The sequence below is a fragment of the Paraburkholderia sp. J41 genome (assembly GCF_905220235.1).
In the GTDB taxonomy this organism is placed as follows: domain Bacteria; phylum Pseudomonadota; class Gammaproteobacteria; order Burkholderiales; family Burkholderiaceae; genus Paraburkholderia.
Genome location: NZ_CAJMZE010000024.1, coordinates 1 through 13,782 on the forward strand (window position 1 = coordinate 1; position 13,782 = coordinate 13,782).

12 protein-coding genes are annotated in these 13,782 nt (G+C 66.8%); 8 read left to right on the plus strand and 4 right to left on the minus strand.

Annotated elements, in window-relative coordinates; all coding sequences use genetic code 11:
• Nucleotides 1–113 precede the first annotated feature (113 nt).
• Nucleotides 114–797: a FadR/GntR family transcriptional regulator gene (locus U5805_RS22290; RefSeq protein ID WP_322105668.1), complete on the minus strand. Its 684-nt coding sequence runs from the start codon at nucleotides 795–797 to the stop codon at nucleotides 114–116.
• 191 nt (nucleotides 798–988) lie between these two features.
• Between U5805_RS22290 and dgoD the strand changes: the two genes are divergently transcribed.
• Complete coding sequence (gene dgoD, locus U5805_RS22295; RefSeq protein WP_322105669.1) at nucleotides 989–2,137, plus strand: galactonate dehydratase; 1,149 nt, start codon at nucleotides 989–991, stop codon at nucleotides 2,135–2,137.
• Nucleotides 2,138–2,533: 396 nt separating this feature from the next.
• The gene (locus tag U5805_RS22300) at nucleotides 2,534–2,833 is read left to right on the plus strand and encodes a hypothetical protein (RefSeq protein WP_322105670.1); all 300 of its coding nucleotides are present in this window, start codon (nucleotides 2,534–2,536) and stop codon (nucleotides 2,831–2,833) included.
• Between the two features lie 84 nt (nucleotides 2,834–2,917).
• On the opposite strand, the gene U5805_RS22305 is transcribed toward U5805_RS22300, so the two are convergent.
• Complete coding sequence (locus tag U5805_RS22305; RefSeq protein ID WP_322105671.1) at nucleotides 2,918–3,844, minus strand: CopD family protein; 927 nt, start codon at nucleotides 3,842–3,844, stop codon at nucleotides 2,918–2,920.
• A gap of 666 nt (nucleotides 3,845–4,510) precedes the next feature.
• Here U5805_RS22305 and U5805_RS22310 point away from each other — a divergent pair.
• From U5805_RS22310 to U5805_RS22325, 4 genes are all read left to right on the plus strand, one after another.
• Nucleotides 4,511–5,275: a c-type cytochrome gene (locus tag U5805_RS22310; RefSeq protein WP_322105672.1), complete on the plus strand. Its 765-nt coding sequence runs from the start codon at nucleotides 4,511–4,513 to the stop codon at nucleotides 5,273–5,275.
• Nucleotides 5,276–5,295: 20 nt separating this feature from the next.
• Nucleotides 5,296–6,591 (plus strand): cytochrome c, encoded by a 1,296-nt coding sequence (locus U5805_RS22315; protein ID WP_322105673.1) that lies wholly within the window; start codon nucleotides 5,296–5,298, stop codon nucleotides 6,589–6,591.
• A 371-nt stretch (nucleotides 6,592–6,962) separates the two neighbouring features.
• Nucleotides 6,963–7,583, plus strand: coding sequence for a PAQR family membrane homeostasis protein TrhA (gene trhA, locus U5805_RS22320; protein WP_322105674.1), 621 nt, complete (start codon nucleotides 6,963–6,965; stop codon nucleotides 7,581–7,583).
• Between the two features lie 260 nt (nucleotides 7,584–7,843).
• Nucleotides 7,844–9,556: a DEAD/DEAH box helicase gene (locus U5805_RS22325; protein WP_322105675.1), complete on the plus strand. Its 1,713-nt coding sequence runs from the start codon at nucleotides 7,844–7,846 to the stop codon at nucleotides 9,554–9,556.
• 142 nt (nucleotides 9,557–9,698) lie between these two features.
• Here the strand turns inward: U5805_RS22325 and U5805_RS22330 are convergent, their stop codons facing one another.
• Entirely contained in the window at nucleotides 9,699–10,532 is an 834-nt protein-coding gene (locus U5805_RS22330; RefSeq protein WP_322105676.1) for a ferritin-like domain-containing protein, read from the minus strand.
• A gap of 672 nt (nucleotides 10,533–11,204) precedes the next feature.
• Here U5805_RS22330 and U5805_RS22335 point away from each other — a divergent pair.
• The gene (locus U5805_RS22335) at nucleotides 11,205–11,402 is read left to right on the plus strand and encodes a hypothetical protein (protein ID WP_322105677.1); all 198 of its coding nucleotides are present in this window, start codon (nucleotides 11,205–11,207) and stop codon (nucleotides 11,400–11,402) included.
• 303 nt (nucleotides 11,403–11,705) lie between these two features.
• Here U5805_RS22335 and U5805_RS22340 read toward each other — a convergent pair whose 3' ends face one another.
• On the minus strand, nucleotides 11,706–12,086 hold the full coding sequence (locus tag U5805_RS22340; RefSeq protein ID WP_322105678.1) for a hypothetical protein: 381 nt from the start codon (nucleotides 12,084–12,086) through the stop codon (nucleotides 11,706–11,708).
• Nucleotides 12,087–12,250: 164 nt separating this feature from the next.
• On the opposite strand from U5805_RS22340, the gene glpK reads away from it, so the two are divergent.
• A complete protein-coding gene (gene glpK / locus U5805_RS22345) occupies nucleotides 12,251–13,774 on the plus strand; it encodes a glycerol kinase GlpK (protein WP_322105679.1) in 1,524 nt (507 codons plus the stop codon).
• The last annotated feature ends 8 nt before the right edge of the window (nucleotides 13,775–13,782 follow it).

Sequence of the window (13,782 nt, forward strand, 5' to 3'; positions counted from 1 at the left end):
CGCTGTTCGAAAGAACAGCGGCTTTTTTCATTTCACGTTTGTTTCACGCCGTTTTCCCCGCTCCTCCGCCAGCCGCGCGAGTTCTTCGCTCCATCGCGCCCGTGCGCCTCTTTTTATTCTTCGATACGCTCGCGCGTCACGCGCAGAAGCGCCGCCATCGCGGCGCGCGCGGCCCCCGCGTCGCCGCGCGCAATCGCCTCGAACACGGTCGTGTGGTCGGGCAAGGCGGCGTTGAACACGTCGGCGCGTTTCGCGTTCACGCGCAACTGCCCTTCGAGCGTGCGCTCGATCAGCGTGCCGAGCGGCACGAGCAATTCGTTGCGGCACGCGGCCAGCACCGCGAGATGAAAGCGCAAATCGGCACGCACCCATTCGTCCACGTTGCGCGCTTCGGCCATCGCGCCATGCGCGCCCGCGATCACGGCGAGCGAATCGGCGTCGTGCGCTTGCGCCGCGAGCCCGGCCGCGAACGGCTCGATCATCTCGCGCATTTCCTGCAACTTGAGCGCGAACGCGAGCGGCGGCGCCACGCGCGCGTACCAGTCGAGCACGTCGGCGTCGAGCAGATTCCATGCGTCGCGCGAACGCACGCGCGTGCCCACGCGCGGGCGCGACTCCACGAGCCCTTTCGAGGTGAGCGTGCGCAGCGCCTCGCGCAGCACGGTGCGACTCACGTCGAAGGCGTCCATCAGCTCGGCCTCGCGCGGCAACACCGTTGCCGGCGCAAAATCGCCGCGCAGGATTGCGCTGCCGAGTTCGAAAGCAACGGTGCCGTGCAGATCGCGCTGAATGCTCATCGTCCGTGGTGGTGGAATGCGTGGATGTGTGAATGCGGGAACGCGTGACGTGCCCAGATATTGGGAAGTCGCGCTAAATAATACTATTAATAGCACTTAAACGCGAATTTTGCAGTAGCATGTGCGCTGCTACGGGCCGCCGCGTTCGCTTTCCTTTGCACGCGCGCCCGCGTTTTTCACGGAGACATCGTATGAAAATCACGAGGATTGAAACCTTCATCGTTCCGCCGCGCTGGTGTTTCGTGAAGATCGAGACCGACGAAGGCATCGTCGGTTGGGGCGAACCCGTCGTCGAAGGCCGCGCGCATACCGTGGCCGCCGCCGTCGACGAACTCGCCGACTATCTGCTCGGCAAAGACCCACGCAACGTCGAGGACCACTGGCAGGTCATGTATCGCGCGGGTTTCTATCGCGGCGGCCCGATTTCCATGAGCGCGATCGCCGGCGTGGATCAGGCGCTCTGGGACATCAAGGGCAAATTCCACGGCGTGCCCGTACACACGCTGCTCGGCGGTCAGGTGCGCGATCGCATCAAGGTGTATTCGTGGATCGGCGGCGACCGCCCGAGCGACGTCGCGAACAACGCGCGCGCCGTGGTCGAGCGCGGCTTCCAGGCCGTGAAGATGAACGGCTCGGAAGAGTTGCAGATCATCGACACCTTCGACAAGGTGCAAGGCGTCATCAACAACGTCGCGGCCGTGCGCGAAGCGGTGGGACCGAACGTCGGCATCGGCGTGGACTTCCACGGCCGCGTCCACAAGCCGATGGCCAAGGTGCTCGCGAAGGAACTCGATCCGTACAAGCTGATGTTCATCGAGGAGCCGGTGCTCTCGGAAAACGTCGAGGCGCTGCGCGACATCGTCAATCAGACCAGCACGCCGATCGCGCTCGGCGAGCGCCTGTATTCGCGCTGGGACTTCAAGCACATTCTCGCGGGCGGTTACGTCGACATCATCCAGCCCGACGCCTCGCACGCGGGCGGCATTACCGAGTGCCGCAAGATCGCCTCGATGGCGGAAGCCTACGACGTCGCGCTCGCGCTGCACTGCCCGCTCGGCCCGATCGCGCTCGCGACCTGCCTGCAAATCGACGCCGTGAGCTACAACGCGTTCATCCAGGAGCAGAGCCTCGGCATTCACTACAACCAGGGCAACGATCTGCTCGACTACATCAAGAATCCGGAAGTCTTCAAGTACGAAGACGGCTTCGTGTCGATTCCGCAAGGCCCCGGCCTCGGCATCGAAGTGAACGAAGAAAAGGTACGCGAAATGGCGAAGGTCGGCCACCGCTGGCGCAATCCGGTGTGGCGTCACGCGGATGGCAGCGTCGCCGAGTGGTGAGTACACGGTGAACGCACGGTGAGCGCACGGTGAGCGCACTGCGATCGTGACGATCGCGGCTGTCGCTGCCCTCGCCGCGATCGCCACGGCTTCCGCGATTCACGTTCGATGATTCAAGTTTGAAGCGCGAACGCGCGGCCGCGAGCGTAACGTGACGCTCGCCGCGCCGCGCGTTTCAGCGGCGTAACGTTTCTGGCCGGTTTCGGGCCGCGTCCGCGCGACCGGGCGCACGATGCCAGCGACCTATGTCGGTTTCGCACACAAGGAACGCGCGCAAACCCGCGCCGCCCAAGGCTCGCGACTTTTTTCGGCCGCCGCGCGAGCGCCCAAGGCCGCGCTGGCCCGCGACTTGCTGAATCCCTTGCAACTCAAACAACAGGGCTGCAAGGGAGATACATGGGCGCGTCGCTTCCCGATTACCTGATTCGCGAACAAGCCGCCGTGGGTGCGCTTGTCGTGTTCGGCGTGCTGCGCGTGATCGCGGCGGCCGTCGCGCTGACGCACGGTTGGCGCATCGTCCGGATCGAGCATGCGGCGATCGGCGCGGCGGTGCTCTGGTGCGCGCCGCAGCTCGTCGAGCTGATGACGCAGGCCACGTCCGTCGCGGCGCTCGCCGAACTCGAAGGCAAGGCCGTGGGCTGCGCCATCGCCCTTTTCTTCGCACCGATCCTGAGTCATCGGCTCGGCTACGAATAGCCGAAGCCGAACCCGAGCCGGGGCGAAACCAAAGCGCAATCGAAGCGGAGCCGAACCGAAGCCGGCGTCCGCTCTCGCCATGTTTCAACCTTGCATCACATAGCCGGGCACGCTGTGCGCGAGCGCCGCGGCAATCACGAGCACGCCGATCATCACGATCGCTTCCAGGTGGATGACGTTGACGAAGCGGCGCGCCGCCGCCGTGGACGCGGCGCGCCGCAGTTCCGGCATCGCCACCATGCGGTTGAAGCCGCCGAGCAATAGCGCGAACACCACGAGCGCGAGCTTGAGCAGCAGCACGCGGCCCCAGGCGCTCCCGACGATGGCGTCGAGGGAGCCGCCGCTGCCGCGCACGGTGTTGAACACGCCCGTGGCGATCACGAAGCCCACGGCGAACATCGCGACGTTCGACACCTGGCCCGCCGTGCGGATCAGCACGCCGCGCGCCGTGGACGTGCCGAGCGCCGGCAGCACCGCCAGCCCGCCCGCCATCACGATGCCGCTCCAGGCGCTCGCGCTCAGCACGTGCAAGGTGTGCAGGCCGAGCGCGGCGGAGGCAAAACCGGCGTCGGCGGCATGGCCGAGACCCGCGCGCCCCGCCGCGATTGCGATGAGCGCGAGCCACAGCACGCCGTCGCGCGCGACGCTCGACGCCGCGAACGCGCAGCCGAGCAGCACGAGCGCGCCCGCGAACGCCACGGCCCATGCGTGGCCGACATGCGTTTGCGCGAGCACGGTGCCGAGCACGCCAAACGCGCCGGGCAGCGATGAACCGCTGATCGACGCGCCTTCGTAGAGCAGCCACATCGCGAGCGCCGCCACGAGCACGCAGGCGGCCGCGCGCAGCGAGCGTTGCGCGCGCAGCCACGCGAGCCGCGCGGGCGCAACCGCCGTGCGGCCGTCCTTGTCGAGCCACGCGCCATAGAACGCCGAGCCGAGCGCGAACGCGTACGCCACGTTCACGAGCGCCGCCATGGCGACCTGTCCGATCCAGAGCCAGTCAGCTTTCATCGGTGCGCGCTCTCGCGTGGGTCGGGAGCGCGGCGGGAACGGGAAGAACGGGTTTGCGGCAACGGTGGGGAAAGAGCAATTGGAGTCATCGAGACGAGTGGCAAGGAAACAACATGAAAACGGAGCGTCGGCGGTGGCGGCGCGAAGGGACTTCTTCGCGCGGGACTTCGTTGCGCGAAGGTGCCTCGTTCGATAACCGGCGCGCACATCGGTTCCATCGGTTCCATCGGCTCCATCGGTTCCACGCGCGCTTCGGAGCAGCACGCGGGCAGCACGCGGGCGGCAATCGGCGGCACGATGCGCACGCATCGGCACAAGACGCAATCGCGCGCAGCCGCACGAAACCCGCAAAGCGCCCGAAATCGCGCGAAGCGTCCCGCGATGCGCGCGGCATGAGCCTCGCGCGAGTGCGGGACAACCCCGTGTCACCGATCGGCGAACAGGTGCAGAATCATAACCGGCGAAGCCGCGACTCCGAGACGCGAACGCGGCGGGCCAGCAACCACGGCGGTTCGCGGCATCCGGCATGGCAAATGCGGCAAATAGTCGCAGCCAGGACCCGATGCTAGAATCGGCTGCGTTGCCGCAGCGCGCCCGGTCTTCTGCTTTCATCGCGCGCAGCCTGGGAGCCGGGCCGTTCGAAGCCTGGTCAGGTCTACGATAAAGATGGAGTCACGCGTGTCCCCAAGACGTATCTTCCGGCCGCTCATTCCGCTCGTCGCGCCTCTGGCAGCAGCACTTTTGCTCGGCACGACCGGTGCGTTCAACGCCGCGCTCGCCCAGAGCGCGAATCCTCCGCAACCTAAAGCTCCCGACACGATCGAAGCGCGCGTGCAGGGCTGCACCGCCTGCCACGGCTCGCACGGCCAGGGCACCGACAACGACTACTTCCCGCGTCTCGCCGGCAAGCCGGCCGAGTATCTCTACAACCAGTTGACGAATTTTCGCGATGGGCGCCGCAAGTACCCTCCGATGAATTATCTGGTCACCTATCTTTCGGACGACTACCTGCACGAGATCGCCACGTATTTCTCGCAGCAGCGGCCGCCCTATCCGCCGCCCGCGAAGCCGTCGGTCGGCGACGCCACGCTCGCGCGCGGCCAGAACATCGTGCTGCACGGCGATCCGGGCAAGCAGATTCCGGCCTGCGCGGCCTGCCACGGCGCGAAGCTCACGGGCATGGAGCCGGCCATTCCGGGCCTGGTCGGGCTGCATTCGGACTACATCAGCGCGCAGATCGGCGCCTGGCGTTCGGGCTCTCGCCATGCGAAGGCGCCCGACTGCATGCACGAGATCGCCACGCGCCTCACCGACGAAGACGTGAGCGCGGTCGCGGCCTGGCTCGCGATGCAAACCGCGCCGCAAAATCCCGTGCCGGCGCCGGCTGGCTCGTTGAAGACGCCGCTCGCGTGCGGCAGCGAACCGCAATAAGGCGCCGGGAGACAGCCAATATGAACCGCAAGTCCCTGTTCGCACTCTCCGCCGTCGTCGTGGCAGCCGCCGCGGCGCTCGTGCCGGTGCTCTGGTCCGGCGCCGACTATCTCCACAACGGCGCGGCGCAAGCCGCCACCACCGCCGATCAGGCGAGCCTCATCAAGAAGGGGGAATACCTCGCCCGCGCCGGCGACTGCATCGCCTGCCACACGGTGCGCGGCGGCAAGCAGTTCGGCGGCGGCCTGCCGATGGCCACGCCGTTCGGCACGCTCTACACGCCCAACATCACGCCCGACGATCAATACGGCATCGGCAAATGGAGCGCCGACGACTTCTATCGCGCGATGCACACGGGCCGCTCGAAGGACGGCAGCCTGCTCTATCCGGCCTTCCCGTTCGCGAGCTACACGAGGGTCTCGCGCGCCGACTCCGACGCGATCTACGCGTATCTGCGCTCGGTGCCGCCCTCGAACGTGCCGAGCCGGCCGCACGAGCTGCGCTTCCCGTTCAACAACCGCAATCTGCTGATCGGCTGGCGCACGCTGTTCTTCCGCGAAGGCGAGTACAAGCCCGATCCCACCAAGTCGGTGGAATGGAACCGCGGCGCGTATCTCGTCGAAGGTCTCGGCCACTGCGGCATGTGCCATACGTCGATCAACGCGGTGGGCGGTCCGGTCAATTCGGCGGCGTTCGCGGGCGGCCTGATCCCGTTGCAGAACTGGTACGCGCCCTCGCTCACCGGCAGCGAAGGCGGACTCGGCGACTGGGAAACGAAGGACATCGCGAGTCTCCTGAAAACGGGCGTATCGCAGCGCGGCGCCGTGTTCGGGCCGATGGCCGACGTGATCCACAACAGCCTGCAATACCTTTCGGACGACGACATCCACGCGATGGCGACGTATCTCAAGACCATCCCGCAGAAGAAGGAAGCGCCCGAAACCATGCAGATGGAGACGTCCGAAGCGTTCGGCGGCGAACTCTTACAGCAAGGTCAGAAGATTTACCATGACCAGTGTGCGAAGTGTCACGCGGAAAACGGTCTCGGCATGCCGCCGAATTTCCCGCCGTTGGCGAACAACCAGTCGATCCAGATGCATTCGGCCGTGAACCCGATCCGCATGGTGCTCAACGGCGGTTATCCGCCGAGTACGGGAGGCAACCCGCGCCCCTACGGCATGCCGCCGTTCGCGCAGTCGTTGTCGAACCAGGAAGTCGCGGCCGTGGTCACGTTCATCCGCATGTCCTGGGGCAACAAGGGCACGCCGGTCTCGCCGCAGCAGGTGGCCGATCTGCGCTCCGCGCCGCTCGATTGATGCGCGCCCCCATGCGCGGTCGCGCCGCCGCAACGGGGGCTTTCGCCCGCAGAGCGGTAGCGGGCCGCGGGTAACTGCTATAGTGACGTTTGCCTGACGAGGGCGCAGTTCGCGGAAAGCGGGCTGCGCCCTTCGCTATTTGGCGGCCCGGCGTGTCCTGCACCCGTCCCGGGCGCGCCGGAACACGAAAGGCGAACGGCGCGAGGCCGCGATGCGCCGAATGCGCGGTTGAATGCGCGGTTGAATGCGCGGCTGAAAGACGCGGTTGAAAGACGCAGTGAAAATCGCTTGAATGCAGTTGCAAGGCAAGGCGCGCGGCTGGCGGAGCCGCGGCGGCGCGCTGCGGGGCAAGAAGAACAAGGAGTGTCGTCATGCACGCCGGTGAGCGTCTGAACAGCATTACTCACCTCGTGGGCGCGATGTTGTCGATCGCGGGGCTCGTCTCGCTCGTGACGCTCGCCGCGTTCGACCACGACGCGTACAAGGTCGTGAGCTTCGCTGTCTACGGCGCGATGCTCTGCGCGCTCTACACGATTTCGACGCTCTATCACGGCGTTCGCGGCCCGCGTCTGAAGGCCGTGCTGCAAAAGTGCGACCACGCCGCCATCTATCTGCTGATTGCGGGCAGCTATACTCCGTTCACGCTCGTGACGCTGCGCGGCCCCTGGGGCTGGTCGCTGTTCGGCGTGAGCTGGGGGCTGGCCGCGCTCGGCATCGTGCAGGAACTCACGCTGGGCAAGCGCACGCGAGTGCTTTCGATGGTGCTCTACGTGGTGATGGGCTGGCTCGCGGTGGTGGCGGTCCGGCCGCTGCTCGAAGCGCTGCCGGCGGCGGGCACCGCGTGGCTTCTGGCCGGCGGCGTCATCTACAGCGCCGGCATTTATTTTTTCGTCAACGACGAACGCATCCGGCACGGACATGGAATCTGGCATCTGTTCGTGCTCGCCGGGAGCGTTTGTCAGTTCGTGAGCGTCGCGCGCTACGTCGCGTGACGCGTCAATGCGAAGCCATCGCGCAGCCGCCCCAGTGTTCGCGGCCGCGCGATGCAACTTAACGCCAGCCGACGGGTCTTGTTAGCTCCGTCCGGTCATGAAATCCGCGGCGCGCGCACTGGCGCGCCGTCCGAACAACGCGAAGGGCGGCCGATGGCCGGGCGCATGGCGTCCGGCAGGACCGTCCCGCCGCCTCGCGCCGCAGCGCGCCCATGGGCCGCGATGCGACGCCGGCGCCACTGCAATACACATAGGTATTTATGTCTTTCGATTCTCTCGGCTTGTCCGAACCGCTGGTCCGCGCTGTCAACGAACTCGGCTACACCACGCCCACGCCCATCCAGGCACAGGCGATTCCCGCAGTGCTCGCCGGCGGCGACCTGCTCGCGGGCGCGCAAACCGGCACGGGCAAGACCGCCGGCTTCACGCTGCCGATCCTCCAGCGCCTCACCGACATGCCGGCCGCCGCAAGCGGCAAGCGCGTCGTGCGCGCGCTGATCCTCACGCCCACGCGCGAACTCGCCGCGCAGGTCGAGGAAAGCGTGCGCGCCTACGGCAAGTACCTGAAGCTCAGATCCACGGTGATGTTCGGCGGCGTCGGCATCAACCCGCAGATCGACGCGCTCCGGCGCGGCGTCGACATCGTCGTGGCCACGCCCGGCCGCCTGCTCGATCACATGCAGCAGAAAACCATCGACCTCTCGCAGCTCGAGATTCTCGTGCTCGACGAAGCCGACCGCATGCTCGACATGGGTTTCATCCACGACATCAAGCGCGTGCTCGCGAAGCTGCCGCCCAAGCGCCAGAACCTGCTCTTTTCGGCCACTTTCGCCGACGAGATCAAGGCGCTCGCCGACAGCCTGCTCGACTCGCCCGCGCTGATCGAAGTCGCGCGCCGCAACACCACGGCCGAAACCGTCGCCCAGAAAATCTATCCCGTCGACCGCGACCGCAAGCGCGACCTGCTCACGCACCTGATCCGCCAGCACAACTGGTTTCAGGTGCTCGTGTTCACGCGCACCAAGCACGGCGCGAACCGTCTCGCCGAACAGCTCACGAAGGACGGCATCAGCGCGCTCGCGATTCACGGCAACAAGAGCCAGTCGGCGCGCACGCGCGCCTTGAGCGAGTTCAAGGACGGCACGCTCCAGGTGCTCGTGGCCACCGACATCGCCGCGCGCGGCATCGACATCGACCAGTTGCCGCACGTCGTCAACTACGATCTGCCGAACGTGCCGGAAGACTACGTACACCGCATCGGCCGCACGGGCCGCGCGGGTGCGACGGGCGAAGCGGTGTCGCTGGTTTGCGTCGACGAACACCAGTTGCTCAAGGACATCGAGAAGCTCATCAAGCGCGCGGTGCCGCAGGAAGTCATTGCAGGCTTCGAGCCGGACCCGAACGCCAGGCCCGAGCCGATCCAGCGCCGCAGCCAGCCGCAAGGCCGCTCGCCGCGCCAGGGTCAGGGGCAAGGTCAGCAAGCGCAAGGACAGGGGCAAGGACAGGGCCAGCGCGCGGGCCGCGAAGCCGCGCAAGGCGGCAAGCCTGGCGGCGCTCGTGCGGGCCAGGCGCGGGATTCCCGCGACTCGCGCGATGCTCGCGAAACACGCGAACCGCGTGAGGCCCGCGAGCCGCGCGGCAACAACGGCGCGCGCGGCGGCCGCACGGGCGGTCACGCCGCCAACGGCAACGGCGCGAACCCCAACGCCAATGCCGCCAACGCGAACGCCGGCCAGCGCCCGGGCAAGCCCGCCAATGGCGGCGCGCGTTCGGCCAAGCCGCAGGTCGCGGCGAACCACGGCGCGCAAGGCGCGCGCGGCGAACATACGCGCCGTGAAAGCCAGCGCGGCGTCTCGCACGAAAGCGCGCTCGGCCGCCCGCAGCAGCGCAAACCGCAGTCGAACCCCGGCGCGCTGCTCGGCGGCGGCCGCCCCGGCTCGCGACGCGACGGCAACGGCCAGCGCGACCGCTGAGCCAAAGATTGGCCGGCGATTTGCCGACGACTGGCCGACGACTGGCCGCCGGTAGACAGAAAGCAAAAAGCCGCGCGAAATGCGCGGCTTTTTTACGTCTGCGGCAAGCGTCGAGAGACGCCGCGCAGAGTCGGCGGAAGAATTAGCGGAAGAACACGTGCTGCGTAATCTTCGCGAGCGGGTAATGGACGCTCGGCTGGATCTTCGCGGGAATGTCGAGCGGCTTGAGCAGCATCTTCACGCACATGTCGGCCGACAGGTTGCGCCGCACGAGCTTGTTGACGCGCGCGGTCAGCTCGCGATTGTAGGCCGCGTCGCGCACGCGATCGGGATAACGCATCGCGAACACATGGCGCAGCGCGATCTCCGAATCCTCGTTCTTGATCTCCATCACGCGGCGCAAGAGCGCACCGAGCACGGCGAAGCGGCCGTGCCCTTCCTTCTGGTTGTACTTCTTGAAGTATCGGAAAAAGTGCTTGTAGTGACGCACTTCGTCGCTGCGTATATTGGCCGTGATTTCCTTGAGCACCGGCTCGTTCGAGCATTCGCCGATGGCGCGGTACAGGGTCGCGGTGCCCGTTTCCACCACGCAGCGCGCCACCATTTCCAGCGCGCGCGTTTTCTCGAACTCCTCGAACGAACACGTTTTGGAGTATTCGTCGATGAAATTCCGAAACGCCGTGTCCCAGTCGAATTCGGGCCAGACGTACTGGATGTAGGTTTTCAGCGCGCGGCCGTGCTGAAGCTCCTCGATTTCCCACTCCCGGTTGAGCCAGTCCGACACTTCCGGGTCGCCGTTGAAGAACGCGCTCAGGTTGCTCGTGTAGATGTCCGAGCCGCTTTCGATAAACGAAGAGGCGCAGAGCAGCAGCATGAGGTCTTCGTTGGCGCGTGCATGCTGAAGATCGATGCGGGTGAGATCGATGTCTTCGATACGCCACGGCATGACGTGGCGAGGCTCATTGTCGTTACGCATGGTCCGAACTCCCAAAGCGGCATCTGTGCTCACGTGGCGCGGAGCGGGCTCCCAGCCCGCGTATTGCACGTGTCACGCGCACACGCTTTCACCCACGGTGAAAGGCACCAGCCATCCCGATTCAATCTTAGCTGTTGTTTCGCGAAGCTGCAGTCATGGAGCACAGACCGATCCCGGCCCCCACAGTTCCAGGAAAAGACGACTTCCTATGATCCATTCGACCTTGCGGGCGGCGCGCCGACGTTTCCTTACAATTTCGGCATGCCGGTCCGATCCTATCGACGGCGCTTCGCTCGCCTCGCCGCGCGCGCCCGCGATTCACTGCGCATTGCGGCGGCGCGGCACGAACCTCAAGTGAATTCGCGAAACCGGCCGCCCCGCTCAACCGCTTTCCGCAAGCGGGAATGTCAAAGGGAATATTTTCGGCATGTGGTTTGTACAACGTAGCGGCGTTGACTACACTCCAGTTCCCCGCTGCCGATCGCGGGCTGAAAGCCGCTTTGCCGCGCTCGCCGCGCACGACGTTCATGCACGGCGCCGCGAGCGGCGCACCGCGCAGCCCCATGATCGACGCGCTTGCATGCTTTCGCTCACACCTACCGCATGACTGTCGCCGCGCCGCCGCACCCTTCGGCCGCGCACGACCTCTGATGCGGCAACACGGAGAGAACGATGCTGAGTCCGCATGAATTCGCCACGCTGCTGCTCGTGAAAGACGCCCCGAACCAGCTCGACATGGAACGGGAAGAACTCGACGCCCTCCTCGAACGGCAGCTTGTCCAACTGGAGCGCCTTGCTTCCGGCCTCCAGCAATGGCGATTGACCGAAATCGGCAACTCCGCCCTGCGCGCCATCAAACGGTGTTCGTAAGGCCGCGCACACCGCGCGGCAGGCTCATCCCAGATTAGCGCAACTCCAAACCTTCGCGGACGCAAGGACGTCCGCCAGCCCGCCGGTATGCGTTCGAACCCACGCGGGCACGTCCCCGATGCAGGCGCAACGCCTCTAACGCATGCGCCTGCAGTGCATGGTCACGCGGACCCGCGCGCTTCACGCCCGCGTGACCATCTTTTTTGCCCAGGGATTCAACCGGCGAGATCGCGCCGGCGAGCCCGTCACGGCCAAGGACGTCGCGGCCAGGACAGCATGCCCCGCCCGGCGGCGCCGTGCCGCCTACCCCGCCCGCAGCGTGGAATCGACGGCTGCGCGCCAGCTCAGCGCATTCGCGCGCTGGTCGTTAAGGAAGCTCACCCATTGATTGCGCGCCGCCGGATCGCTGCTCTGGCCGAATTCCGCATATTGCTTCGCGAGCGCCGCCTGGAAGCCGCAGAACTGCGTCTGCGGCAACTTGCCGTGACGCTGCGCCACCCAGGCGTCGAACACGGCCGAATAAACGGCTTGCGCGTCGTTGCCGTAATCCACCGTCTGGGCGCCGCACATCTGCTGCAACGCGGCGAACGAGGGCGCGCCCCAACCGCCATCGACACTGGTGGGCACCGCGCCCGCGCATCCCGCGAGCAGCGCGGCCGCGCCGATCATCGCCATTCCACGCATGATTGCCTCGTTTCCGGCTGGTTAGCCTGATAGTTTCGAACGCGGCCATTGTCGCACCGAGCGGCGCGCGCCACACCCTGGCCGTTCGGCCGAGGCGACTTGCGCGCGGCTTTCAGGCTATGCTGGCCTGCACCTCATCACCTTCACCCGGAGGAGACCGCACGATGGCCGAGTCGTACATCCTCGCGCTGGACCAGGGCACGACGAGTTCGCGCGCCCTGCTGCTCGATCGCGGCGGCGCCATCGTCGCGCTCGCGCAAAAGGAATTCGCGCAGCACTACCCGCGGCCCGGCTGGGTGGAGCACGATCCGCGCGACATCTGGTCGAGCCAGGCGGGCGTGGCGGCGGAGGCGCTCACGCGCGCGGGCGTGGGCAGCGCAGCGGTGTCGGCCATCGGCATCACGAACCAGCGCGAAACCACCATCGTCTGGGACCGCGAAACGGGTCAGCCCGTTTATAACGCCATCGTCTGGCAGGACCGCCGCACGGCCGGCTTCTGCGACGACCTCAAGCGGCAAGGCCACGAGTCGGCCGTGCGCGCGAAAACGGGCCTGCCGATCGACGCGTATTTTTCGGCCACCAAGATCCGCTGGATTCTCGATCACGTCGAGGGCGCGCGCGAGAAGGCGCGCGCGGGCAAGCTCGCGTTCGGCACCGTCGATAGCTGGCTCATGTGGCATCTCACGCGCGGCGCGCTGCACGCCACCGACGTCACCAACGCCGCACGCACCCTGCTGTTCGACATCCACGCGCTGCAATGGGACGACGACTTGCTCGCGCTGTTCGACATCCCGCGCGCGATGCTGCCGGAAGTGCGTTCGTCGTCGGAAATTTACGCGCGTACGGCGGGCGCGTTGTTCGCCAGCGAAATTCCGCTCGCGGGCGTGGCCGGCGACCAGCATGCGGCGCTGTTCGGGCAGATGTGCCTGCGTCCCGGCATGGCGAAGAACACCTACGGCACCGGCTGCTTTCTCGTGATGAACACCGGCGACGCGCCGATCGAGTCGCGCCACAACCTGGTCACCACCATTGCGTGGCAGGCGCTCGGCAAAACGCAGTACGCGCTCGAAGGCAGTATTTTCATCGCGGGCGCGGTGGTGCAGTGGCTGCGCGACGGCTTGGGCATCATCCGCAGCGTAAGCGAGATCGAAGCGCTCGCGGCCAGCGTGCCGCACAGCGACGGCGTGTATCTCGTGCCCGCGTTCGCGGGCCTCGGCGCGCCGCACTGGAACGCGCATGCGCGCGGCACGCTGTTCGGCGTCACGCGCGGCACGAGCGCGGCGCACATCGCGCGTGCGGCGCTCGACGCCATCGCGTACCAGTCGTACGACGTGCTCGCCGCGATGCAAGCCGATTCGGGCATGCGCGTGAAGGAGCTACGCGTAGACGGCGGCGCGTGCGCGAACAATCTGCTGATGCAGTTCCAGGCCGATCTGCTCGGCGCCGACGTGCTGCGCCCGCGCGCAAGCGAAAGCACGGCGCTTGGCGCGGGCTACCTTGCGGGGCTTGCCGTGGGTTTCTGGCGCGACATCGGCGAATTGCAGCAACAGTGGCAGCTAGACCGCCGCTTCACGCCCGCGCTGCCGCGCGCGGACGTCGCCCGCTCGCTGGCGGGCTGGCAGCGTGCGATCGGCGCGGCGAAGGCATGGGCCGACTCGGGCGAAGCCGCACGCGGCGGCGACGGTTGAATCGCCGG

Bases quoted from the DNA above. Each gene is read 5' to 3' on its own strand.
- U5805_RS22330 (WP_322105676.1), bottom strand. From the start codon at position 10,532: ATGCGTAACGACAATGAGCCTCGCCACGTCATGCCGTGGCGTATCGAA.
- U5805_RS22290 (WP_322105668.1), bottom strand. From the start codon at position 797: ATGAGCATTCAGCGCGATCTGCACGGCACCGTTGCTTTCGAACTCGGC.
- U5805_RS22340 (WP_322105678.1), bottom strand. From the start codon at position 12,086: ATGCGTGGAATGGCGATGATCGGCGCGGCCGCGCTGCTCGCGGGATGC.
- U5805_RS22305 (WP_322105671.1), bottom strand. From the start codon at position 3,844: ATGAAAGCTGACTGGCTCTGGATCGGACAGGTCGCCATGGCGGCGCTC.
- U5805_RS22315 (WP_322105673.1), top strand. From the start codon at position 5,296: ATGAACCGCAAGTCCCTGTTCGCACTCTCCGCCGTCGTCGTGGCAGCC.
- U5805_RS22310 (WP_322105672.1), top strand. From the start codon at position 4,511: ATGGAGTCACGCGTGTCCCCAAGACGTATCTTCCGGCCGCTCATTCCG.
- U5805_RS22325 (WP_322105675.1), top strand. From the start codon at position 7,844: ATGTCTTTCGATTCTCTCGGCTTGTCCGAACCGCTGGTCCGCGCTGTC.
- trhA (WP_322105674.1), top strand. From the start codon at position 6,963: ATGCACGCCGGTGAGCGTCTGAACAGCATTACTCACCTCGTGGGCGCG.
- U5805_RS22300 (WP_322105670.1), top strand. From the start codon at position 2,534: ATGGGCGCGTCGCTTCCCGATTACCTGATTCGCGAACAAGCCGCCGTG.
- U5805_RS22335 (WP_322105677.1), top strand. From the start codon at position 11,205: ATGCTGAGTCCGCATGAATTCGCCACGCTGCTGCTCGTGAAAGACGCC.
- dgoD (WP_322105669.1), top strand. From the start codon at position 989: ATGAAAATCACGAGGATTGAAACCTTCATCGTTCCGCCGCGCTGGTGT.
- glpK (WP_322105679.1), top strand. From the start codon at position 12,251: ATGGCCGAGTCGTACATCCTCGCGCTGGACCAGGGCACGACGAGTTCG.